22 protein-coding genes and 1 pseudogene are annotated in these 21,115 nt (G+C 62.2%); 20 read left to right on the top strand and 3 right to left on the bottom strand.

Going from position 1 to position 21,115, the window contains the following annotated elements; all coding sequences use genetic code 11:
* Positions 1 to 90 precede the first annotated feature (90 nt).
* Genes DPM33_RS17930 through DPM33_RS36290 form a run of 4 tightly spaced genes read left to right on the top strand, consistent with a single transcriptional unit; the run spans position 91 to position 4,427 of the window.
* Entirely contained in the window at positions 91 to 1,830 is a 1,740-nt protein-coding gene (locus DPM33_RS17930; protein ID WP_112098779.1) for a relaxase/mobilization nuclease domain-containing protein, read from the top strand.
* Between the two features lie 22 nt (positions 1,831 to 1,852).
* A complete protein-coding gene (locus tag DPM33_RS17925; RefSeq protein ID WP_112098778.1) occupies positions 1,853 to 3,838 on the top strand; it encodes a conjugal transfer protein TraG in 1,986 nt (661 codons plus the stop codon).
* A gap of 5 nt (positions 3,839 to 3,843) precedes the next feature.
* Positions 3,844 to 4,284: a CopG family transcriptional regulator gene (locus tag DPM33_RS17920; RefSeq protein WP_112098777.1), complete on the top strand. Its 441-nt coding sequence runs from the start codon at positions 3,844 to 3,846 to the stop codon at positions 4,282 to 4,284.
* Between the two features lie 5 nt (positions 4,285 to 4,289).
* A complete protein-coding gene (locus DPM33_RS36290; protein WP_167449123.1) occupies positions 4,290 to 4,427 on the top strand; it encodes a hypothetical protein in 138 nt (45 codons plus the stop codon).
* Here DPM33_RS36290 and DPM33_RS17915 read toward each other — a convergent pair.
* On the bottom strand, positions 4,387 to 5,697 hold the full coding sequence (locus DPM33_RS17915) for a type II toxin-antitoxin system HipA family toxin (RefSeq protein WP_112098776.1): 1,311 nt from the start codon (positions 5,695 to 5,697) through the stop codon (positions 4,387 to 4,389). The two genes, DPM33_RS36290 and DPM33_RS17915, sit on opposite strands and share 41 nt — an antisense overlap.
* Complete coding sequence (locus tag DPM33_RS17910) at positions 5,697 to 5,951, bottom strand: helix-turn-helix domain-containing protein (protein ID WP_112098775.1); 255 nt, start codon at positions 5,949 to 5,951, stop codon at positions 5,697 to 5,699. The genes DPM33_RS17915 and DPM33_RS17910 overlap by 1 nt, the downstream gene beginning before the upstream one ends.
* Before the next feature lie 769 nt (positions 5,952 to 6,720).
* Between DPM33_RS17910 and trbB the strand changes: the two genes are divergently transcribed.
* From trbB to DPM33_RS17855, 11 genes are read left to right on the top strand one after another with little or no spacing between them, the layout of a single operon-like run.
* On the top strand, positions 6,721 to 7,656 hold the full coding sequence (gene trbB, locus DPM33_RS17905) for a P-type conjugative transfer ATPase TrbB (RefSeq protein WP_112098925.1): 936 nt from the start codon (positions 6,721 to 6,723) through the stop codon (positions 7,654 to 7,656).
* Positions 7,653 to 7,979, top strand: coding sequence for a TrbC/VirB2 family type IV secretion system protein (locus tag DPM33_RS17900; RefSeq protein WP_112098774.1), 327 nt, complete (start codon positions 7,653 to 7,655; stop codon positions 7,977 to 7,979). Before trbB ends, DPM33_RS17900 begins: the two co-directional genes overlap by 4 nt.
* Positions 7,979 to 8,260, top strand: coding sequence for a VirB3 family type IV secretion system protein (locus DPM33_RS17895; protein ID WP_112098773.1), 282 nt, complete (start codon positions 7,979 to 7,981; stop codon positions 8,258 to 8,260). The genes DPM33_RS17900 and DPM33_RS17895 overlap by 1 nt, the downstream gene beginning before the upstream one ends.
* 10 nt (positions 8,261 to 8,270) lie before the next feature.
* A complete protein-coding gene (gene trbE, locus DPM33_RS17890; RefSeq protein ID WP_112098772.1) occupies positions 8,271 to 10,727 on the top strand; it encodes a conjugal transfer protein TrbE in 2,457 nt (818 codons plus the stop codon).
* Positions 10,724 to 11,482: a P-type conjugative transfer protein TrbJ gene (gene trbJ, locus DPM33_RS17885; RefSeq protein ID WP_112098771.1), complete on the top strand. Its 759-nt coding sequence runs from the start codon at positions 10,724 to 10,726 to the stop codon at positions 11,480 to 11,482. The genes trbE and trbJ overlap by 4 nt, the downstream gene beginning before the upstream one ends.
* Positions 11,483 to 11,493: 11 nt before the next feature.
* Positions 11,494 to 11,817: a putative entry exclusion protein TrbK-alt gene (gene trbK-alt, locus DPM33_RS17880; RefSeq protein WP_112098770.1), complete on the top strand. Its 324-nt coding sequence runs from the start codon at positions 11,494 to 11,496 to the stop codon at positions 11,815 to 11,817.
* Positions 11,818 to 11,819: 2 nt separating this feature from the next.
* A complete protein-coding gene (gene trbL, locus DPM33_RS17875; RefSeq protein WP_112098769.1) occupies positions 11,820 to 13,196 on the top strand; it encodes a P-type conjugative transfer protein TrbL in 1,377 nt (458 codons plus the stop codon).
* Positions 13,197 to 13,199: 3 nt separating this feature from the next.
* Positions 13,200 to 13,889, top strand: a complete 690-nt coding sequence (gene trbF, locus DPM33_RS17870; RefSeq protein ID WP_112098768.1) for a conjugal transfer protein TrbF — start codon at positions 13,200 to 13,202, stop codon at positions 13,887 to 13,889.
* Complete coding sequence (trbG, locus tag DPM33_RS17865; protein ID WP_112098767.1) at positions 13,886 to 14,947, top strand: P-type conjugative transfer protein TrbG; 1,062 nt, start codon at positions 13,886 to 13,888, stop codon at positions 14,945 to 14,947. The genes trbF and trbG overlap by 4 nt, the downstream gene beginning before the upstream one ends.
* Entirely contained in the window at positions 14,944 to 16,080 is a 1,137-nt protein-coding gene (locus DPM33_RS17860; protein WP_112098766.1) for a TraB/TrbI/VirB10 family type IV secretion system protein, read from the top strand. The genes trbG and DPM33_RS17860 overlap by 4 nt, the downstream gene beginning before the upstream one ends.
* Position 16,081: 1 nt before the next feature.
* Complete coding sequence (locus DPM33_RS17855) at positions 16,082 to 16,306, top strand: DUF2274 domain-containing protein (protein WP_112098765.1); 225 nt, start codon at positions 16,082 to 16,084, stop codon at positions 16,304 to 16,306.
* Positions 16,307 to 16,316: 10 nt separating this feature from the next.
* Here the strand turns inward: DPM33_RS17855 and DPM33_RS17850 are convergent, their stop codons facing one another.
* On the bottom strand, positions 16,317 to 17,282 hold the full coding sequence (locus tag DPM33_RS17850; protein WP_112098764.1) for a LysR family transcriptional regulator: 966 nt from the start codon (positions 17,280 to 17,282) through the stop codon (positions 16,317 to 16,319).
* Positions 17,283 to 17,461: 179 nt separating this feature from the next.
* Between DPM33_RS17850 and DPM33_RS17845 the strand changes: the two genes are divergently transcribed.
* From DPM33_RS17845 to DPM33_RS37625, 5 genes and pseudogenes are all read left to right on the top strand, one after another.
* A complete protein-coding gene (locus tag DPM33_RS17845; RefSeq protein ID WP_112098763.1) occupies positions 17,462 to 17,683 on the top strand; it encodes a helix-turn-helix domain-containing protein in 222 nt (73 codons plus the stop codon).
* 401 nt (positions 17,684 to 18,084) lie between these two features.
* Positions 18,085 to 18,744: an ABC transporter permease subunit gene (locus DPM33_RS17840; protein ID WP_112098924.1), complete on the top strand. Its 660-nt coding sequence runs from the start codon at positions 18,085 to 18,087 to the stop codon at positions 18,742 to 18,744.
* A gap of 12 nt (positions 18,745 to 18,756) precedes the next feature.
* Positions 18,757 to 19,506 (top strand): ABC transporter permease, encoded by a 750-nt coding sequence (locus tag DPM33_RS17835; RefSeq protein WP_112098762.1) that lies wholly within the window; start codon positions 18,757 to 18,759, stop codon positions 19,504 to 19,506.
* Positions 19,507 to 19,559: 53 nt separating this feature from the next.
* Positions 19,560 to 20,408, top strand: coding sequence for a transporter substrate-binding domain-containing protein (locus DPM33_RS17830; RefSeq protein ID WP_112098761.1), 849 nt, complete (start codon positions 19,560 to 19,562; stop codon positions 20,406 to 20,408).
* A 78-nt stretch (positions 20,409 to 20,486) separates the two neighbouring features.
* A pseudogene (locus DPM33_RS37625) lies at positions 20,487 to 20,903 on the top strand (CapA family protein); the annotation flags it as partial.
* Positions 20,904 to 21,115 lie beyond the last annotated feature (212 nt).

Genomic DNA, 21,115 nt, shown 5'->3' with positions numbered 1-21,115 from the left:
CTGCGCACATTGCGGTCATTCGGCGCAATGTGCGTCGAATACCCAAGGCTTTGTATCGGCATCCTCTTTTCCACGTTGCGGGACAACGGCATGGCCGATGAGCGCGAGCTTCGCATCCGACCGGGTCGCATTCGCTCCAGCCGCGATCAGGCCGTGCGGCCGTTCATCGCACAGGCACTGGCGGCGGCGAAGAAAGCCGGCGGAAGCATCTCCCGCACCGGTCAAATCAGCCCTGGCAACCGATCGCGCTTCGGCCGGGGCCGGATCGCCAACATCCAGGCCAACCGCCTTCTGACCGGCCGCTCGCGCGTCACGGTCATCAAGACCCGCGTCGTTCGTCACTCTGCGCGTTCCGTGCCGCTCGCCGGACACCTTTCCTACCTGCAACGCGAGGGCGTGACCCGTGACGGGCAAAAGGCCCGCATGTTCGGCCCCGAAGCTGATGATGCCAACGTCAAGGTGTTTGCCGAACGCTGTGATGGTGATCGCCACCATTTACGCTTCATCGTCTCGCCAGAGGATGCGCCGGAGATGTCGGACCTCAAATCCTTCACCCGCGACCTGATGGGGCAGATGGAGAAGGATCTCGGCACGAAGCTCGATTGGGTCGCGGCAGACCACTGGAACACCGACAATCCCCATATCCACGTCATCCTGCGCGGCCGCACAGGCGACGGGCAAGATCTCGTCATATCACGCGACTACATCAAGGAAGGGATGCGTGCCCGAGCCGCCGATCTCGTTACCCAGGAACTCGGGCCTCGCTCCGATCTCGACATCCGCCGCAATCTGCAGCGGCAGATCGAAGCCGAACGCTGGACCCAGCTAGACCGTCGGCTGCTCCGCGACGTTGCGCGCCCCGGCTTCATCGAACTTGCCCCAAGTGCCAAAGGGCCGCCCGACCAGTATCACGTGCAGAAGGTCGGCCGCCTGCGCAAGCTCAAAGCCCTTGGTCTTGCCGATGAGATTGCGCCTGGCCAATGGGTGATTGACGACAGGGCCGAGACGACCCTGCGCGCGCTCGGCGAGCGTGGCGACATCATCAAACGAATGCACCGCGCGTTGACCGAGCGCGGGATCGAGCGTGGGTCGGGCGGTTATGTCTTGGCCGCCGAAAGCCTCGATACACCCATTGTCGGGCGGCTGCTTGATCGCGGTCTAGACGACGAGCTGAGGGGCACTGCCTATGCGGTCGTCGACGGCGTCGATGGACGCACGCACCACATCAGACTTGGCGATCTGGAGGCAACCGGGGACGGCCTGCCAGGGTCGATCGTCGAATTGCGCAGCTTCGAAGATGAGAGGGGCCGGCGCAGGGTTGCACTCGCCGTCCGCTCCGACATTGATGTGCATGAGCAGGTCACGGCAGCGGGAGCGACCTGGCTCGACCGGCAGGCCATCGCTCGCGAGCCTGCTGCCTTGAGCGCGACAGGCTTCGGCGCCGAGGTTCATGAGGCTTTGGATCAGCGGGCCGATTACCTGGTCAGCGCAGGCCTTGCGAAGCGTTTGGGTGCGCGGGTCGTTTTCACCAGCAACCTGATCGAGACGTTGCGCCGCCGGGAACTCGAACTGGTTGGTGCGAAGCTCGCGGCTGAGTCCGGACAACCGTTCAACCGTCCTGCCAGCGGAGCCTATGTCGCCGGCATCTATCGCCAGCGCTTGTCGCTTGCTTCCGGCCGCTTTGCCATGGTCGACGACGGCCTTGGCTTTCAACTCGTGCCCTGGACGCCCTCGCTCGAAAAACATCTCGGCCAGCATGTCTCCGGTGTCTCCCGTGATGGCGGAGGTGTCAACTGGAGCTTTGGCCGCAAGCGGGGGCTTGGCCTGTAAGGACACAAGAAGGGATCATGCCATGTCCGCCACCAAAATCCTCTGGGGCCAGATACTCACGGTCTTCCTGATCGTCCTGTTGACGATCTGGACAGCGACGCAATGGACCGCGTGGAGACTTGGCTACCAGGCACAACTCGGGCCGCCCTGGTTCGATCTGGCCGGCCTGCCCGTCTACTATCCGCCTTCCCTGTTCTGGTGGTGGTACTTTTACGACGCCTACGCTCCGGATGTTTTCGTGGAAGGCGGCCTGATCGCCGTGTCAGGGGGCTTCCTCTCGATCACTGTTGCGATCGGCATGTCGGTGTGGCGGGCGCGTGAAGTCAAAAATGTCTACACCTATGGTTCGGCTCGATGGGCCGGAAAGAGGGAAGTGGAGGCGGCTGGTCTGCTCGGCGCCGACGGCGTCGTGCTCGGGCGCTACGATCACCACTACTTGCGCCACGATGGACCCGAGCATGTGCTGTGCTTCGCTCCGACCCGGTCCGGCAAGGGCGTCGGCCTGGTGGTGCCTTCGCTGTTTGCCTGGCCGGGTTCCGCGATCGTCCACGACATCAAGGGTGAGAACTGGCAGCTCACCGCCGGCTTCCGCGCTCTGCACGGTCGCGTGCTGCTCTTCGATCCGACCAATTCGAAATCGTCGGCCTACAATCCACTCCTGGAAGTCCGTCGCGGCGAATGGGAGGTCCGTGACGTCCAGAATATTGCCGACATTCTGGTCGACCCAGAAGGAAGCCTGGAAAAGCGAAACCACTGGGAAAAGACCAGTCACGCGCTCTTGGTCGGCGCGATCCTCCATGTCCTATATGCCGAGAAGGACAAGACGCTGGCCGGCGTTGCCGCGTTCCTCTCCGATCCGAAGCGTCCGATCGCATCGACGCTGGCGGCGATGATGCGAACCGCGCATCTTGGCGAAGCGGGTCCGCACCCGGTCATCGCCAGTGCTGCGCGCGAGCTGCTCAACAAATCCGACAATGAACGGTCGGGCGTACTCTCCACCGCGATGTCCTTCCTCGGTCTCTACCGCGATCCCGTCGTCGCCGAGGTGACAAGGCGCTGCGACTGGCGGATCGCCGACATCGTCGGCGGCAAGCAACCGGCGACGCTCTACCTGGTCGTGCCGCCATCCGACATCAATCGGACCAAGCCGCTCATACGCCTCATCCTCAACCAGATCGGACGTCGCCTGACCGAGGACCTGCACACAAAGACTAGCCGCCACCGGTTGCTGCTCATGCTGGATGAGTTTCCAGCGCTCGGCCGCCTCGACTTCTTCGAGAGCGCGCTGGCCTTCATGGCAGGCTATGGGCTGAAGAGCTTCCTGATCGCTCAGTCGCTGAATCAGATCGAAAAGGCTTACGGCCCAAATAACTCCATCCTCGACAACTGTCATGTTCGCATCAGCTTCGCGACCAACGACGAAAGAACCGCCAAGCGTGTCTCTGACGCGCTCGGCACCGCAACCGAGATGCGGGCAATGAAGAACTATGCCGGGCACCGGCTGTCGCCCTGGCTCGGACATCTCATGGTGTCGAGGCAAGAGACCGCCCGCCAGTTGCTGACCCCTGGAGAGGTCATGCAGCTTCCACCGACCGACGAGATCGTGATGGTGGCGGGTACGCCGCCGATCCGAGCAAAGAAGGTACGCTACTACGAGGATGCCCGCTTCCAGGAGCGCGTGCTGCCGCCACCCGAACTGGTCCGTACGGAAGGGAGACATCCCGATGATTGGAGCCACCTGCCGGTCCTGGCCGGCCGCGCGGTCGACGCTTCTCAAGGTTCGCCGCGACAGGACGATGAAGATCCGACGGGATCCGAGCAGCGCCAACAGCCCGAACTCAATCGCGCGCCGCCAGTCGAGAAGACGGCCGCGATCGAGAACGAGTTCGAGATCGACCCGGTGGATGATGGCGACGATGATGCCGTCAGCAATCGACGTCTGGCTCGCCTCGCAGAGGGCGTGGCGCGTCAGGTTTCGCTGGACCCCGATGACGGCATGGAGTTGTAGCCGCCATGACCGCTCGTAAGAAAAAAGTGCAGATTTCCGTCTATCTTGATCCGCCCGTCATGACGATGCTCGCCGACTATGCGTCGCGGCGCGAACAATCCCAGTCCATGATCGCAGAGGCTGCCATCGCATCTTTCCTGTCGCCCGACGCCGACGAGCGTCGCGAGGCCGCGATCTCCAAACGCCTCGACCAGTTCGATCGGCGTCTGGCCAGGCAGGAACGCGATATCGGCATCGCGGTAGAGACCTTGGCCGTGTTCGTCCGCTTCTGGTTGGCGACCACACCCGCCTTGCCCGAGCCAGCAGCACAGGCTGCGCGATCCAAGGCAGCGGAACGCTACGAGGCCTTTGTCACTGCCCTGGGCCGGCGGCTGGCGAAGGGGCCGAAGCTGCGGCAGGAGATTTCGGAGGATATCAATCCGATGGACGAGGGCGGAATACGATAAGGTCGATGGCGATCTTCGCCATGGTGATGGCGATGATTGGCAGCGCGACGATAGCGATGCGGGCCGATGACGATGATGCCGATGATGATCAGCAGACCGTGATCAATTTGCGTCGGCGAGAAGACTTGCGCGCTTGCCTATAGCCAATCTGACTGACTCGACAACCTGCTCGGGAAAGCCAGGTTGCAATGAGGAGATTACGATATCGGCCTGCTTCTCCACGTTTGCAGCGATCTGTTCGAAAATTCCGCGTATGACAGGTGTACCCACGCCGGCAATGTCCGCGGTCTGGATGAAGTGGCGGGGCATAATCTCATGGACCGAATAATGCCGGCTTTTGCCGACTGACATCGCCAACTTGAATTTCTTTCGAGGGATCTGCCCGGCATCAAAGCTGGGCTGTGCGGTCAGTACGTCATAGAGGGGCGTCATACGGAACCGCCCGCCAGGGCTGAGAAAGATACTGAAATTCTTGGCGTGGCCATCGGTAGCGCCGATCAGCCAGAACACAACGCTGGCGCGCATGAAGACGGTGATGTCTTCTTCGGGCGTGTCACTGCCCTTCAAAAGCTCGACAATCTCAGTGATGCCGGGGCCGCCTTCGGACTGATACTTGCGTGTGGGCGGCACCGACAGCGCCTGACAGATGTCCTCCTGCGGCAGGCGCAAAAGGCGGCCATCGCGAGCCCACAGCCGGTCGAAACGCTCGACGATCAGCGTGGGCCGTCCGCTGAAATCAGCGATTTCTGCCTGAGCAGCGGGAACGCCGAAGGCCTGGAGCAGCTTGAGGCACAGATACTCGTTCTCAACGCTATGGGAGAGGTCGATACCGTTCGGCAACTGGCCGATCTGTGGTTTGAGAATATGGGTGGTCGCGGCCGTTCCGATCGGCTTGAACCAGCCTCCATCCTTGCGCAGCAGCGCGGTTTTTTCCTGGGCGCCCGCAATCGAGATGCGGAAATCCTCGTCCTCGCCCAGACCGAGAGGAGCGGTGGCAAGGTTTTCGATTATTCCGGCGATGTCCTCGTTGGAGACTGGCTTGCCGTCGATGCTGCCTGTGGTGCCGGGATCGATGCCGTCAGGCAGGAACTGCAGCGCGCCGACGCAATCATGCCCGACCGCGGAGAGCATGCTGTAGGCGTCCGTGCCATCAGCGCCGACGCGTTCGGCAACACGCTTGCGGATGGCGTCATTGTCGGGAAGAAGGTTGTCGAAAACGTTGATCACCGGCGCGCCGATATAGCGATCCTCCCGCAAAGGAAGCGAGAGCGAGACCGGGAAGGTGCCGCGCCAGTCCAGCCATTCGCGGGCGTACTGGAAGTCTATCGCGCCCGTCGATGCTCTGCGCAAAACGCCCACCAGACGCCCGTTCAGCAAGACATTCAGCGGCGTATGGGCCGGTCGCCGCGCCATCAGAACAGGTCCTCGACGTCAGCGGCGTTGCCTTTGCTGCGTGTGCGAACGACGAGTTCAAGGCCGAGAGCAGAGAGTGCCGCCATCACTGTACGAAGCTGCACAGCCGGCTCTCCGGCTTCAAGGCGCGATACCGTGCCCTGGCGTAAGTGGATCTGATCGCCAAGCGCCCCTTGCGCGAGGCCGGCCTGCTTGCGGGCGCGACGCAGGATGGCTCCGAGTTGTTTTTCGTTGCGGGCGATCTGATCGGTCATGGTGGACCTCCAGGCGTCATTATACGGGGTCGCGTATATTCTGTCAATATACGCGATTGCGTATATTGCGAAGCTATACGCGTTCACGTATAAAAACTAGATATACGTAATCGCGTATGAAACGACACGCCATGTTCCCCAGCCAAGCCAGGTCGGCCAACGGCGGGCCGGTCTGAAGTGCGGAGAGCGCCTCAGCCAATTTCTCATGCGGCCGTGCCATGATGGGCAATCTTAGGTTTTCCCGCTGTGCGACTATTCGGGTTTTGCGCCGTGCTTTCACTAGGGAGTTATGCTGTGTGAAAGTTAGGTTATCGTGCCGTGGCACAATTAGGGAATTATGCGAAAGACGATTAGAGCGCCTACGAAAAATGCGCCATGTGAACGGTGCATCCACCCCGAATTCGGTGGGGACGTCGACAGATGACCGGCGACGGCGAAGAACATGATCAGTGGCAAGCTCGACAAGCCGATAATGTCGATGCCGACGCTGCCGACAATCATGCCGACCCGCCCCCTCGCGAGTAGCGCTCGCGGCCTGACGGATTCGTTCCAGCACCGTTCTTGAACCGGAGGAAGACAACAACAGCACCGCCGTCCGCCTGTCTTTGCACGCCACCATACGACGGCAACGGAAACTTGTTGAATCGACCCGATTTCTGGCTCTCTTGATCATCTCCGAGCGGGGACGGCCTCAGAGGTTCCCGACTGAAACGGGGACCGGATCGTGGTTTCACCCAGCAATTCCGAAGGCCGCGCGCGCAGTTCGCGCATGCTGCGCACAGCGCTCGGAGCCGAAATAGCACGGCTGCTGGACGATCCCGCGGTCGTCGAAGTCATGCTGAATCCCGACGGCCGTATCTGGGTGGACCGCCTCACCGAAGGTCTGGCCGAGACGGGGAAGGTGCTGTCTGCCGCCGATGGCGAGCGCATCGTGCGGCTGGTAGCTCATCACGTCGGCGCGGAAGTGCATCCGCGCTCTCCACGGGTCTCTGCTGAACTGCCCGAAACCGGAGAACGGTTCGAAGGCCTGCTGCCGCCGGTCGTCTCCGCGCCGGCCTTCGCCATCCGCAAGCCAGCTGTCGCGATCTTCACACTCGAGGACTACGTGGCGGCTGGCGTCATGACAGACGACCAGGCGGCGATGTTGCGCGCTGCCGTCGCTGCCCGCGCAAACATCCTCGTCGCTGGCGGCACGTCCACGGGCAAGACGACGCTCACCAATGCCTTGCTCGCCGAAGTCGCGAAAGGAGCCGATCGCGTCGTCATCATCGAGGACACGCGCGAACTCCAGTGCGCCGCGCCCAACCTTGTCGCCATGCGCACAAAAGATGGTGTCGCTACGCTTTCCGACCTGGTCCGATCCTCAATGCGCCTGCGACCCGACCGCATCCCGATCGGCGAGGTGCGCGGCGCCGAGGCCCTTGACCTTCTGAAGGCATGGGGCACCGGACACCCCGGCGGCATCGGCACCATCCATGCCGGATCCGGGATCGGGGCGCTGCGCCGTCTCGAGCAGCTCATCCAGGAAGCCGTCGTCACGGTGCCGCGCGCGCTGATCGCAGAGACCATTGATCTTGTCGCTGTGCTGTCGGGACGCGGTTCCGCGCGGCGACTGACCGAACTCGCACGCATCGATGGGCTTGGACCCGACGGCGACTATCGCATCTCCCAAGCCACCCCGAACAACACAGGAGACAAATCATGATCCGCAAGCTTTCCCGCGAGCAGCTGGCTACGGCGGCGACAACCCTCGTCATCTCTCTCATGGTGGCCCCGGCCGCCAATGCCGCCGGCTCGTCGATGCCCTGGGAGCAGCCACTCGAGAAGATCCTTCAGTCGATCGAAGGGCCGGTCTCCAAGATCATTGCCGTCATCATCATCATCGTCACCGGCCTGACGCTTGCCTTTGGCGATACGTCCGGCGGCTTCAGGCGGCTGATCCAGATCGTTTTTGGCCTGTCGATCGCCTTCGCCGCGTCGAGCTTCTTTTTGTCGTTCTTCTCGTTTGGCGGCGGAGCGTTGATCTGATGGCAACCGCTTTCGAACAGCTCGACGCGGTGCCCGGTTTCACCGTCGCCGTTCATAGGGCACTGACCGAGCATATTCTGCTAGGCGGCGCACCCCGGTCCATCGCAATCCTGAACGGCACACTGGCAGGTGCGGTTGGCCTTGGCCTGCGCCTCTGGCTGGTCGGTCTCATCATCTGGGCGCTTGGGCATTTCATGGCGGTCTGGGCCGCCAAGCGCGATCCGCTGTTCGTGGAAGTCGGCCGCCGGCATCTGCGCCTCCCCGCTCATCTGTCTGTTTGAGGGCGCGATCATGATGAACCTTGCCGAATATCGCCGCACCGTCAGCCGCCTTGCCGACTACCTGCCATGGGTCGCGCTCGTCGCCCCTGGCGTGGTGCTGAACAAGGATGGCAGCTTTCAGCGAACCGCCACGTTCCGCGGGCCGGATCTCGAATCTGCCGTCGCGGCCGAACTGGTCGCGGTGGCCTCGCGCATCAACAATGCCGTCCGTCGCCTCGGTTCGGGTTGGAGCCTCTTTGTCGAGGCGCAGCGGCACGACGCCGCGACCTATCCTGAAAGCCAGTTTCCCGATCCCGCCTCTCGCCTGGTCGACGCCGAACGCAAGGCCGAGTTCGAAGAAGAAGAAGTTCATTTCGTATCGAGTTACTTCCTCACCTTCCTCTATCTGCCGCCGGCCGAGGAAGCCGCCCGCGCCGAGACGTGGTTCTACGAGGGACGCGATCAATCCGGCATAGATGCCAACGAAGTCCTGCGCGCCTTTGTCGATCGCACCAAGCGCGTGCTCTCCCTGCTCGACGGCTTCATGCCGGAATGCCGCTGGCTCGATGACAGCGAGACGCTGACCTACCTGCATTCGACGGTCTCGACCAAGCGCCATCGCGTGCGCGTCCCGGAGACACCCATCTATCTCGATGCGCTGCTGGCCGACCTGCCACTGACCGGTGGGCTCGAACCGCGCCTTGGCGACCAGCATCTTCGCGTGCTCACCATCGTCGGCTTCCCGACCGCGACCACGCCGGGTCTGCTTGATGACCTCAACCGGCTCGCCTTTCCCTATCGCTGGTCAACACGCGCGATCCTGATCGACAAGACTGATGCCGCCAAGCTGCTGACGAAGATACGGCGGCAATGGTTCGCCAAACGCAAGTCGATTGCGGCGATCCTGAAGGAGGTCATGACCAACGAGCCGTCCGTGCTCGTGGACACCGACGCCGCCAACAAGTCCGCCGACGCCGACATGGCCTTGCAGGAACTTGGGGCAGACGTGGCGGGCATGGCCTACGTCACTGCGACCGTCACGGTCTGGGACGCCGATCCGCGCGTGTCGCATGAGAAACTTCGTCTCGTCGAGAAGGTCATTCAGGGCCGCGACTTCACGGCCATGGTCGAAACCATCAATGCCGTCGACGCCTGGCTGGGCTCATTGCCCGGACACGCCTACGCCAATGTCCGCCAGCCGCCAATCTCGACACTCAATCTCGCCCACATGATTCCCCTCTCTGCCGTGTGGGCGGGGCCGGAACGGGACGAGCACTTCGGTGCGCCCCCCTTGCTTTACGGCAAGACCGAGGGCTCGACCCCGTTCCGGTTGTCCCTGCATGTCGGCGACGTGGGGCACACGCTTGTTGTAGGCCCCACCGGCGCCGGCAAGTCGGTGCTGCTGGCGCTGATGGCCTTGCAGTTTCGCCGCTATGCGCAGGCCCAGGTCTTCGCCTTCGATTTCGGCGGTTCGATCCGCGCCGCGACACTTGCCATGGGCGGCGACTGGCACGATCTCGGGGGCGAACTCACAGAAGGTACGGAAGCTTCGGTCTCGCTCCAGCCACTTGCGCGCATACACGACACCTACGAGCGGGCCTGGGCCGCCGACTGGGTCGTGGCGATCCTGGCGCGCGAAGGCATCGCTATTACCCCGGATGCCAAGGAACACATCTGGGCCGCGTTGACCTCGCTCGCCTCGGCGCCAGTGGAGGAGCGCACCATCACCGGCCTCAGCGTGCTTTTGCAGGCGAACGATCTGAAACTGGCCCTTCGCGCCTATTGCATCGACGGTCCCTACGGCCGGTTGCTCGATGCCGAGGCTGAGCACCTTGGCGCGGCATCCGTGCAGGCGTTCGAGATCGAGGGTCTTGTCGGCACCGGAGCCGCACCGGCGGTTCTTTCCTACCTCTTCCATCGCATTGGTGACAGGCTCGACGGACGGCCGACATTGCTCATCATCGACGAGGGCTGGCTCGCCCTTGACGACCAAGGTTTCGCCGGCCAGTTGCGGGAATGGCTGAAGACGCTGCGCAAGAAGAACGCCAGCGTCATCTTTGCCACACAGTCGCTGTCGGACATCGACAATTCGAACATCGCGCCCGCGATCATCGAGAGCTGCCCGACCCGGCTGCTCTTGCCGAATGAACGCGCGATTGAGCCGCAGATCACGGCGATCTATCGCCGCTTCGGCCTCAACGACCGTCAGATAGAGATCCTGGCGCGGGCAACGCCGAAACGCGACTACTACTGCCAGTCCCGGCGTGGCAACCGCCTCTTCGAACTTGGCCTGTCCGAAGTTGGGTTGGCGCTCTGCGCCGCATCCTCAAAAACCGATCAGGCCTTGATCGCCAGCATCGCCGACGAACACGGACGCGACGGCTTCCTCGCAGCCTGGCTGCGGGCCCGAAACGTCGGCTGGGCCGCTGACCTCATTCCCGATCTTTCCACGTCCCCACCGCAAGCTGAAAAGGAACTCCAATCATGAATAGCCTTGGAAACTGCTCTCGCGCTGTGTTGCTGGCCGCCACCTTGCTCGCCGCACCGGTCGCGGCCTCGCTGATGGTGACTGCGCCGGCGCAGGCATTCATCGTCTTTGATCCGTCCAACTATTCGCAAAATGTGCTGACGGCGGCGCGATCGCTTCAGCAGATCACCAACCAGATCACATCGCTGCAGAACCAGGCCCAGATGCTGATCAACCAGGCCCGCAATCTCGCGAGCCTGCCCTTCTCCTCGCTGCAGCAGTTGCAGCAATCGGTGCAGCGCACGCAGCAGCTTCTCAGCCAGGCGCAGAACGTCGCCTTCGACGTCCAGCAGATCGACAAGGCGTTCCAGCAGCAATATGGCAGCGTCTCGCTCTCCGCATCCGACCAGCAACTCGTCACGGATGCGCGCTCGCGCTGGCAGAATACGGTCGGCGGTCTGCAGGACGCCATGCGCGTGCAGGCGGGCGTGGTCGGAAATATCGACACCAATCGCACGCAGATGTCGACGCTTGTCGGCGCCAGCCAATCAGCGACCGGCGCGCTGCAGGCGACGCAGGCCGGCAACCAGCTCCTCGCGCTTCAGGCGCAGCAGCTCGCGGACCTCACCGCCGTCGTCGCCGCCAACGGGCGCGCCCAGGCGCTGACAGAGGCGGAACGTGCCGCCGCCGCCGACCAGGGCCGCGAGCAGCGCCGTCGCTTCCTCACCGCCGGCTCCGGCTACCAGGCCGGCAATGCCACAATGTTCAATCGCTGAGGGTTCCGACCGTGGATGGAAAGTCACTCGCCCGCGTCGTCGCCGTCATCTTTGTCGCGGTCGCCGTTACGGCGACCGCGCTTGAGATGACCCGGAAGGAGGAAAGGCCGCACGATGCCGCTACTCAGTTGCCTGCCGCTTTGGCGCCGAGCCCGCCCCGCGAGGGTCTGCGCCGCTGCCAGGCATTGGGTGAGGTCGCTTTGCGTGACAGCGGTTGTTTGCGCTTGTGGGCCGAACAGCGCGACCGGTTCCTCGGGCTTAATGCGCCATTTGCGACCTCGGCGTCTGGGCCGGTCACCTCGCCGAAAGATGCGACCTCGCCGGAGGCGCGATAGGCATGGGCAACACCGGCGTCATCGACCAATTCCTCGCCACCTTCACCCGTTACATAGACAGTGGGTTCGGCCTGCTTGGTGGCGAAGTCGCCTTTGTCGCCACCACCCTGATCGTCATTGACGTGACGCTCGCCGCCCTCTTCTGGAGTTGGGGCGCCGATGACGACATTCTCGCGCGGCTCGTCAAGAAGACGCTATTCGTTGGCGTCTTCGCCTACCTGATTTCCAACTGGAACAGCCTTGCTCAGATCGTCTTCGAAAGCTTTTCGGGGCTCGGGCTGAAGGCGAGCGGCACCGGGTTTTCAGTCCAGGATCTGCTTCGTCCGGGCAAGGTCGCGCAAACCGGCCTCGATGCCGGACGACCCCTGCTTGAGGCGATCTCGGGGTTGATGGGCTACGTGTCCTTCTTCGAGAACTTCATCCAGATCGCCTGCCTGCTCTTCGCCTGGGCGCTCGTCCTGCTCGCCTTCTTCATCCTGGCCGTGCAGCTCTTCGTCACCCTGATCGAGTTCAAGCTGTCGACGCTGGCCGGCTTTGTTCTCATCCCCTTCGGTCTCTTCGGCAAGACGGCCTTCATGGCCGAACGCGTGCTTGGCAACGTCATCTCATCGGGCATCAAGGTGCTTGTGCTTGCCGTGGTCATCGGCATCGGCTCGACGCTGTTTGGCGAGTTCACCCAGGGCTTCGGCGGCGAGAACCCGACAATCGATCAGGCGATGGCGATCGTGCTGGCGGCGCTGTCACTGCTTGGGCTCGGTATCTTCGGTCCCGGCATTGCCAACGGTCTTGTCTCCGGCGGACCGCAGCTTGGGGCGGGAGCGGCCGTTGGAACGGGTCTCGCGGCGGGCGGCATGGCGCTCGTCGCCGGCGGCACTGCTGGTGTCGCGATGCGAGGCGGTAGTGCGGCTTTGTCTGCAGCGCCATTGGCGGCACGGAGCGGCTCATCTCTCGCAGGCGGCGCGTCTGCCGCCTATGCTCTCGGTTCCGCCGGCCAGACCGGTGCCGCGGGGATCGCCTCCGGGCTGGGCGGCGTTGCAGGCGCTGGTGTGTCAGCTGCTGCCTCGCCGCTCAAGCGCGCCGCCGCGCGCGCCAGCCAATCCATGAAGTCGAGCTTCGCTTCCGGGGTCAATTCGGCCGTCGAGGCCACCGGTGGTTCATCGACCCTGGGGACCGTCGGAGGCGGGGCTGGTGCAGCCAATGATCCGTCATTCGGCCGCGGCGGCCAGACGAGCAGCGTGGCCAAGAGCCCACCGGACTGGGCCAAACGCATGCAGCGATCGCAGCGCCTATCACATGGCGTCCAGACCACAGCGCATGCCGTGCGTGCTGGCGAAGCCCACGGCAGCGGCACATCGATTTCTCTCTCGGAAGGCAAATGACCAATGAACATCTTTCGACGGCCCACCATCCACTACGGCAAATCAGCTCAACCGGAGACGCCCTATCAGAAGGCGTCGCAGATCTGGGACGAGCGCATCGGTTCCGCCCGCGTGCAAGCCAGGAACTGGCGGTACATGGCCTTCGGGTCGCTGATCCTCTCGGCTGGCCTCGCCTGCTCGGTCGTGTGGATGTCAGCACGCGGCTCAGTGGTGCCGTGGGTGGTCCAGGTCGATGCGCTCGGACAGGCGCAGACGGTCGCGCCGGCGACTGCCGACTACAAGCCGACCGATCCGCAAATCGCCTGGCACCTCGCCCGCTTCGTCGAGCAGGTGCGATCGATCCCGGCCGATCCGATCATCGTGCGCCAGGATTGGCTGCGCGCCTACGAATGGACGACCGACCAGGGTGCGACGGCGCTCAATGATTATGCTCGTGCAAACGACCCCTTTTCCAAAGTCGGCAAGCAGCAGGTGGCGGTCGAGGTCTCTTCGGTCATCCGTGCCTCCGCGGATTCCTTCCGCGTCGCCTGGACCGAGCGTCGCTACGAAAGCGGTCAGCTCTCCACCACGGAGCATTGGACCGCGATCCTCACAATCGTAGTCCTGCCGCCGCATGACGCCGAACGGCTTCGCGTGAACCCTCTCGGCATCTACGTCAACGCCATCAATTGGTCGCGGGAGATGAGCCAATGAGCCTCGCACTGCCTGCCGTCGCATTTCCAGCCGTTCGTGGATCCGTACTCGCCTCGGCGCTCCTCTCGGGGCTCGTACTCACGAGCTGTGCCAAGCTCCAGAAACCGCCACAGATTGGCTATGATTCCTACGTGCCGCCGCTGCCACGCGTGCCGGCAGGACCTGCCGAACAAAAACCCAAGCCGCCACACATTCCGCCGGGCTGGACGCCAACGCTGGGGGGTGCGGCTGGCGATACACCGACTGCGCGCGTCGTGAACGCCAACGCGGCCGCGCGCGTCCAGCCGCGACGCGAGGGATACTACAACGCCATCCAGATCTATCCCTGGAGCGAAGGGGCTCTCTACCAGGTCTATGCCGCACCCGGGCAGATAACAGACATCGCTCTTGAGCCCGGCGAGAACCTGACAGGAGGCGGACCGATTGCGGCGGGAGACACCGCGCGCTGGATCATCGGTGATACCGAGAGCGGTTCAGGCGTGACCCGGCGCGTCCATGTGCTGGTGAAGCCCTCGCGCGCCGACATCACCACCAATCTCGTCGTCACCACCGACCGGCGCAGCTACATGATCGAGCTGCGGGCAGGCGAAAAGCCTTACATGCCGGCCGTGGCATGGGCCTACCCGGCGCAGCCAACCGATCGGCGGCAGGTTGTTCCTGCCACGCCGATGATCCCGGATACCGTCCAGCGCAACTACCGCTATGATCTCACAGGTGGCAAGCCGCCCTGGAAGCCCGTCGCCGTCTATGACGACGGCAGGCGCGTCTACGTCGAGTTCCCGCACGGGATCGTACAGGGTGAGATGCCGCCGATCTTCGTCATCGGCGCGGACGGCGAAGCCCAAATCGTCAACAGCCGGGTCTTCCAGAACATTCTGATTGTCGACCGTCTCTTCGGCGCGGCCGAACTGCGCCTCGGCAGTGGCAAACAACAACAAACCGTGAGGATCGTCCGAAGCGACGGGATCACGAAGGATCGATTGCCTTTGATGCCGACCTCTAGTTCTGCGTCGAAAGTCACCAATCCACCGAGTCAAAGGGGAGGGGAGCAATCATGAGCGAGAACGAAACCGCGGCCGCTCCCATGCGGCTTCGCGCCGACCCGCCGCGAGTGACCCGCCTGTCGCGCAAGGTGCTCGCCGGCGTCGCCTTCGCCACATCGCTCGGCATTGGCGGCGCGCTGATATACGCGCTTCAGACCCGTGACAGAGGCTCAAAGGGCGAGGAGCTCTATTCGACCTCCAACCGGCAGCCCGCAGATGGGCTGGCTAGCCTGCCCCGCGACTATGCCGGCCCGATCCTTGGGCCGCCGCTGCCCGGAGATCTCGGCCGCCCGATTCTCGATGCGCGAAACAAGGGGCAGCCCGTTGTCACGCCGACCATCGCGACGCCCGCTGTTGACGAGGCCGAACAACGCCGGCGAGCGGAAGAGGAGGCGGCACGAACATCGCAGGTCTTCTTCCAGACAGCGGCGAGAGGCGGAGCTACAGCCGAACCGCCAAGCGATATCGCCACACCGAACCTTGCCGGTCTGGAGCCCGCCGAACAGCAGGATCGCCAGCTTGCCTTCCTGAACTTGGCCGCTGACCGCCGCACCGTGGCGCCGGACCATGTCATGCCACCGGCATCGCCATATGTGCTTCAGGCCGGAGCGGTCGTCCCGGCAGCTCTCATCACAGGTATCCGTTCCGATCTTCCCGGTCAGGTCACCGCTCAGGTGACCGAAAACATTTACGACAGTCCGACGGGAAGGGCGTTGCTGATCCCCCAAGGGACACGTGTTATCGGGGAATATGACAACGGCGTCGGTTTCGGGCAGCGACGCGTGCTGCTTGTCTGGAGCAGGCTGATCTTCCCCAATGGTCGCTCGATCGTTTTGGAGCGTCAGCCCGGCGCTGATGCGCAGGGCTATGCCGGCCTAGAGGATGGTGTCGACTATCACTGGGCTGAGTTGTTCAAGGCGGCTGCGCTTTCCACCATCCTCAGCGTTGGGGCGGAGGCTGGCTCGTCGGGTCAGGAAAGCGATATTGTGCGCGCGCTGCGCAGCGGCGCCTCCGACAGTGTCAGCCAGGTTGGCCAGCAGATCGTCCAGCGCCAACTCCAGATAGCGCCGACGCTCGACATTCGCCCGGGTTTTCCAGTGCGCGTTCTCGTCACCCGCGATCTCGTGCTCGAACCATACGGAGGCTGAAATGGCGAAGCTGAAACTCGGCCCCATTGCCGAGGACAAACCTGTCAAAGTCACAATCGAGCTTCCGGCGCCGCTGCATCGCGACCTGACCCGATATGCCGAAATTCTCGGACGCGAAGCGGGGCAATCCTCCACCGATCCCCTGCGCTTGATCGTGCCCATGCTCGAGCGTTTCATCGCGACGGATCGCGGCTTCGCGAAGGCAAAGCATGAGCGGAAGGGTTAGTCCGGAGCCGTTAGGAGGGACGGTCAGCACCGCGGGCAGCGGCGTGTATCGGGAGAACAGCAGGTCCACTTTGCGCCGCCGGATGAAAGGCCGACAGGATTGCCTCGAGAGAGACTTCCAACACGTTGGAAAAGACCCTGCCTTTCTGCCAGACCGCAACGTAGTGATAGAGTGCCGAGGGCTCCACCGGCTTTGCTTCCAGCTCGAACGCCGCATATTCGCGGGCAATGATTTCGTTGGTGATGGAAACACCGAGACCGGCCGAGACGAAGCCGACCTCGTAACCATTGCAATCGTATTCCACCAGTATGTCCGGCTCGATCCCAGCGAAGCGCAGCGCGTTGAAGTTCATTTGATGCGACGCAAACTGAGGGTCGATATCGACGATCTGTTCCCCCTCCAGGTCGTGCGCCTCGACACATGATTTCTTTGAGAAACGATGCTTGGGGTGGAAGATGCACACATTGTGTGCCGAACCGATTGGTGCCCATTCAAACAGCCGGGGATCCAGGGGCAACCTCGAGATTCCAAGATCTGCCCGCCCCGACAGGATATGCTCACCCACCTGCTCGTAGTTTCCCGAAATTGACCGGACACTCGAAGCCGTCTTCGATCGGATAGTCGCTACAACCTTCGGCAATGTCACGAAACCGAAGACGGCGGGTGCGGCAATTGCGATCCGCTGCTTCTCGTCGTTCTTGATCGCGAAAATCGACGCTTCCAGGCGGTCCATGGAAGTCAGGGCCAATTCCACATTCCGCAGGAGCTCCCAGGCTTTCCTCGACGGAATAATGCGGTTGGTCGATCTTTCAAAGAGAGCTATGCCAAGGGCGGCCTCGAGCTGCTTCACGTGCTGGCTGACCGCAGGTTGGCTTATCCCGAGCGCAGCAGCTGCCTGCCTCGTCGATCCGGTCCGCAACACCTGACGAAAGACCTGCAGTTGTCGGAGCTTCAAGCCGCTTTGCAGCAACTCCATTTTACGCCCTTTTCCCGAGAACGCCCGAGCCACTGTGAATTGACTTGGCGGACCGAGCTGAGAATTGGTTCGGGGCCGAGCGCCTTAAAACTAAAGCCGCCAAGCAAGCTCCGAATCCATCACCATATAGTCACTATAGTGACTGGTAAAGAGGAGGGTTTGCTTGTGCCTATGCGCGCATGCGCCTTACGGAGATTTTTGGAGCAAACGTTCGTCGAGTCCGGAAGGCGCGCGGCATGACTCTTGAAACCCTGGCAACCGAGGCTGGCCTTGCGTACAGCTACATGGGCGGCATAGAGCGAGGGCAAAAAAACCCTTCTCTCAACGTGGCAGAGAAGATCGCAAAGGTGCTTGAGAGCGATCCGGCCACGCTATTTTGCGCGCCCCTCAAGGCGGAGTAGTCGAACGCGGGCTCAGCTAGCACGTCAGCTCTCATGCCGTCGTGAGGGTTCTTGCCCTGCGGCACCAAAGCCGCTCTTGAAAATGGCGCCGACCGTGGGCATCGCCTGGCATGTCGGGAATTAAATTCCCTCAACCTGCGCGGTCCTGGCTTGGCCAGACGAGTAGCAGTCTCTCTCTTTCAGATTGTTTGGAGGGATAGCGTATATAATTAGCCATTATACCAAGATTTCTGAAAGTTATAGATTGAATAAACAGGCAATGTCGGTAATGTGGAGGAAATCCTGCAAATCTATTGCAGAATTATCCTTAGAAGATTTCGCAATATCAGGTCAAAAGCCGTAGATTTGCCGTGGCAAGACGCGGCATATATTGCGATATTGCAAACCGATGGATGAGCCTCATGGGCGGTTTTGCTGCTCAATTCGCTGCCGCTTTCATGGTTACCGTCGGCCTTGCTCTTGTTAGTGGCTTCCTCGGAACCCTATTCGGCCTGCTGTTGGCCATCTCGAAAGGCACGCCTGCAGGCCGTTTCAGAAGTGTCGTGACCGCTTACACGACCGTGGTTCGGGGTGTTCCGGAGCTCCTCATAATCCTCCTCATCTATTTTGGCGGAACCACCTTCGCCAGCAAGATCGCTGGCAGGTATGTCGAGGTGAACGCTTTCACTGCAGGGGTCATCGCGCTTACTGTTGTCTTCAGCGGCTATGCGACCGAAGTTTTCCGCGGTGCGATTGCGGCGGTGCCAGCGGGGCAGATCGAAGCAGCGAAGTCGCTTGGCCTGAATTCCTGGCGGCGCTGGTTGTTCATCGTTGGTCCGCAGATGCTGAGGCTGGCGCTGCCCGCCTATGGCAATCTTTGGATATCGCTCTTCAAGGATACGGCACTGGTCTCTGTCGTCGGCCTGACCGACATCATGCGCGTTGCCTATGTCGGCGCCGGATCCTTGCGCGCGCCGTTGACCTTCTACCTTGCAGCATCCTCTTTCTATCTCTCCTTGACGACGATCACCTTGCTGTCGATCCGGTTGGCGGAGCGGCGCTATCCCGCATTCAGTCGATAGGGGGGCGCCACCATGAACTTTGGCTTGATGTTCGACGCTCTACGGGTACTGCCCTCAGGCATCGGTCTCACCTTGACCCTGACAGTCCTGTCGCTGACGGCCGGATTTCTTCTGTCGGTGCCGCTGGCGTTCGCCCGCGCGTTTGGACGCCCGAGCGTCTCTTACGCGGTGCTGGCCTACACCTATGTCATCCGCGGTACGCCCATGCTGGTTCAGCTCTTCCTGCTCTATTATGGTTTGAGCCAGATCGACGCTGTGCGCGCCAGCGTCTTCTGGGTGATCCTTAAAGACCCTCTCTGGTGCGCCCTGTTCACTTTTTCGCTAAACAGCGCGGCGCACACCACCGAAATCCTGTGCCGCGGTCTCCAGTCCGTGCCGACCGGTATCATTGAGGCCGCAAAGGCGCTTGGCCTGAAACGCTTGCAGATCGCCCGCCTTGTCACCTTTCCGATTGCTTTCCGGATTTCGCTTCCGGCTTACGGAAACGAAGTCGTGGGGATGATCAAGGGCTCATCGCTGGCAAGCACGGTAACGCTGCTCGAGTTAACCGGCATGGCGAGACAGATGGTGTCGGCTACCTTCGCGCCCTACGAGGTCTTCATCGTCGCAGGAGCGATCTATCTGGCGCTCACGACGCTCGCCGTGAAAGCGACCCAGTTCCTCGAACGGCGGCTTTCGAACGAAAACACTCCAAAGCAAAGACGCAAGGCGCGGCTCCGTCCGACCTTGCCTGACCACGAGATCACGACACTCGTGCCGTGACGCTGCAGCCTTACGGCTGCCTTCCCACCCAAACCAAAAGAAAGAGGTGCTCTATGCGCATGCCCTTGGCTATTGCCATTTCTGTCGCGTCCTTGCTCGCGGCATTGCCGGCTCGTGCCGGTACCGAGCGAACGATATCGATCGCTACCGAAGGTGCGTCGCCGCCCTGGGACGGGACAGACTCGGATGGAAAGCTTTACGGCTACGATGTCGATGTCGGTCTCGAGTTGTGCTACCGCATCAAAATCAAATGCACCTTCGTTGCGCAGGATTGGGACGGGATCATTCCCGCGCTGCTGGTGGGGAAATACGACGTCATAATGTCCGGAATGGCGATCACCGAGAAGCGCAAGCAGCAGATCGCATTCTCCAGCCCCTACGCCAGCGGCTACAACCAGTTCGTCGTGCGCAAAGAGCTTGGGCTCGATGCCGGCGACACCAAAGAGAAAGTCAATCTCTCCAGAGTTGGAGACAGTGAGAAGGCAACGATCGAGCGGCTCAGGTCCACCCTCAGCGGCAAAGCCATCGGTGTTCTTCGTTCATCGAACTCCGAGGCTGTTGTGAAGCAGCTCCTCGGCGATGTCGTCACCATTCGCAGCTATGACAGTCTCGACAATTTGAAGCTCGACCTTACCGCGGGGCGCGTCGACGGCGGCCTCGCCGACTATTTCACATGGCGCGATTTCCTGGAGGCACCTGGTGGATCGGTTGCGGTGTTTTTCGGACCGGAGCTGAATGGTGGTCTCTGGGGTCCGGGTGTTGGCGCTGGCATGCGCAAAGACGATAGCGAGCTGCTCACCAAGTTCAATGCGGCGCTCGACGCTGCCACCAAGGATGGGACTATCAAGGCGTTGAGCCTGAAGTGGTTCAAGACGGACATTTCTCCGGCCCTGCCAAAATAGCCCGGCCTCGCGGCCGACTTCGATGTGGTGCTGGCCGAGTGTCGGCGCCAAACCTTTCACGACCAAAAGGCGAGTTCCATGAGAGACCCATTTTGTGCGGTCGTAACCGGCCAATCATTGATCACGCATGACATCCGTCATGTTCAAGACGAACGGTTCGCGGAGGTTGTACGCTTCTTGCGGCAAGGTGACGTCGTCTTCACGAATTTCGAGTCGACGATCCTCGGCAAACATGGTGGTTGGCCGACCAAAGGCAGGTACTTCGGCTATTCCAGGGCTGAAGTGCTGGATGCCTTGCAGGACATCGGTTTCAACGCGCTCGCCTTGGCAAACAACCACGCGTTCGATCTCGGTGCTGGCGGCGTCCTCTCGACGCTAGAGGAAGTGCAGGGCCGGGGCTTCCTGCATGCGGGCATCGGGGTCGACGCGACCGATGCCCGCAAACCGGGCCGCCGCCGGCTAGGTACACGCGACGTCGCCCTTCTCGCGATCGATGCGGGTCCGGGGCCGTCCAGCATGTATGCCGAGAACCACACGGCCTTTCGCCCGGCTCGCCCTGGCGTCAACCGACTCAAGACCGTTCGGAAAATCGGGGTGCCGGACGGGCATTTCCGGCGATTGGCACGGCTTGGAGGCCATTTGCAAAGCTCTCCATTCGAACTGACCAATTATGCGCAGCCGGAGGATCCGCCGGAGGTGGCGAGCGA

Origin of the sequence: Mesorhizobium hawassense, from assembly GCF_003289945.1 — a bacterium.
GTDB classification, from domain to species: domain Bacteria; phylum Pseudomonadota; class Alphaproteobacteria; order Rhizobiales; family Rhizobiaceae; genus Mesorhizobium; species Mesorhizobium hawassense.
This window is presented reverse-complemented; position numbering and strand designations above follow the sequence as displayed.

Excerpts from the sequence above, each read along its gene's own strand:
- DPM33_RS17930 (WP_112098779.1), top strand. The coding sequence starts at position 91 with ATGGCCGATGAGCGCGAGCTTCGCATCCGACCGGGTCGCATTCGCTCC.
- DPM33_RS17925 (WP_112098778.1), top strand. The coding sequence starts at position 1,853 with ATGTCCGCCACCAAAATCCTCTGGGGCCAGATACTCACGGTCTTCCTG.
- DPM33_RS17920 (WP_112098777.1), top strand. The coding sequence starts at position 3,844 with ATGACCGCTCGTAAGAAAAAAGTGCAGATTTCCGTCTATCTTGATCCG.
- DPM33_RS36290 (WP_167449123.1), top strand. The coding sequence starts at position 4,290 with ATGGCGATCTTCGCCATGGTGATGGCGATGATTGGCAGCGCGACGATA.
- DPM33_RS17915 (WP_112098776.1), bottom strand. The coding sequence starts at position 5,697 with ATGGCGCGGCGACCGGCCCATACGCCGCTGAATGTCTTGCTGAACGGG.
- DPM33_RS17910 (WP_112098775.1), bottom strand. The coding sequence starts at position 5,951 with ATGACCGATCAGATCGCCCGCAACGAAAAACAACTCGGAGCCATCCTG.
- trbB (WP_112098925.1), top strand. The coding sequence starts at position 6,721 with ATGCTGCGCACAGCGCTCGGAGCCGAAATAGCACGGCTGCTGGACGAT.
- DPM33_RS17900 (WP_112098774.1), top strand. The coding sequence starts at position 7,653 with ATGATCCGCAAGCTTTCCCGCGAGCAGCTGGCTACGGCGGCGACAACC.
- DPM33_RS17895 (WP_112098773.1), top strand. The coding sequence starts at position 7,979 with ATGGCAACCGCTTTCGAACAGCTCGACGCGGTGCCCGGTTTCACCGTC.
- trbE (WP_112098772.1), top strand. The coding sequence starts at position 8,271 with ATGATGAACCTTGCCGAATATCGCCGCACCGTCAGCCGCCTTGCCGAC.
- trbJ (WP_112098771.1), top strand. The coding sequence starts at position 10,724 with ATGAATAGCCTTGGAAACTGCTCTCGCGCTGTGTTGCTGGCCGCCACC.
- trbL (WP_112098769.1), top strand. The coding sequence starts at position 11,820 with ATGGGCAACACCGGCGTCATCGACCAATTCCTCGCCACCTTCACCCGT.
- trbF (WP_112098768.1), top strand. The coding sequence starts at position 13,200 with ATGAACATCTTTCGACGGCCCACCATCCACTACGGCAAATCAGCTCAA.
- trbG (WP_112098767.1), top strand. The coding sequence starts at position 13,886 with ATGAGCCTCGCACTGCCTGCCGTCGCATTTCCAGCCGTTCGTGGATCC.
- DPM33_RS17860 (WP_112098766.1), top strand. The coding sequence starts at position 14,944 with ATGAGCGAGAACGAAACCGCGGCCGCTCCCATGCGGCTTCGCGCCGAC.
- DPM33_RS17855 (WP_112098765.1), top strand. The coding sequence starts at position 16,082 with ATGGCGAAGCTGAAACTCGGCCCCATTGCCGAGGACAAACCTGTCAAA.
- DPM33_RS17850 (WP_112098764.1), bottom strand. The coding sequence starts at position 17,282 with ATGGAGTTGCTGCAAAGCGGCTTGAAGCTCCGACAACTGCAGGTCTTT.
- DPM33_RS17845 (WP_112098763.1), top strand. The coding sequence starts at position 17,462 with ATGCGCCTTACGGAGATTTTTGGAGCAAACGTTCGTCGAGTCCGGAAG.
- DPM33_RS17840 (WP_112098924.1), top strand. The coding sequence starts at position 18,085 with ATGGGCGGTTTTGCTGCTCAATTCGCTGCCGCTTTCATGGTTACCGTC.
- DPM33_RS17835 (WP_112098762.1), top strand. The coding sequence starts at position 18,757 with ATGAACTTTGGCTTGATGTTCGACGCTCTACGGGTACTGCCCTCAGGC.
- DPM33_RS17830 (WP_112098761.1), top strand. The coding sequence starts at position 19,560 with ATGCGCATGCCCTTGGCTATTGCCATTTCTGTCGCGTCCTTGCTCGCG.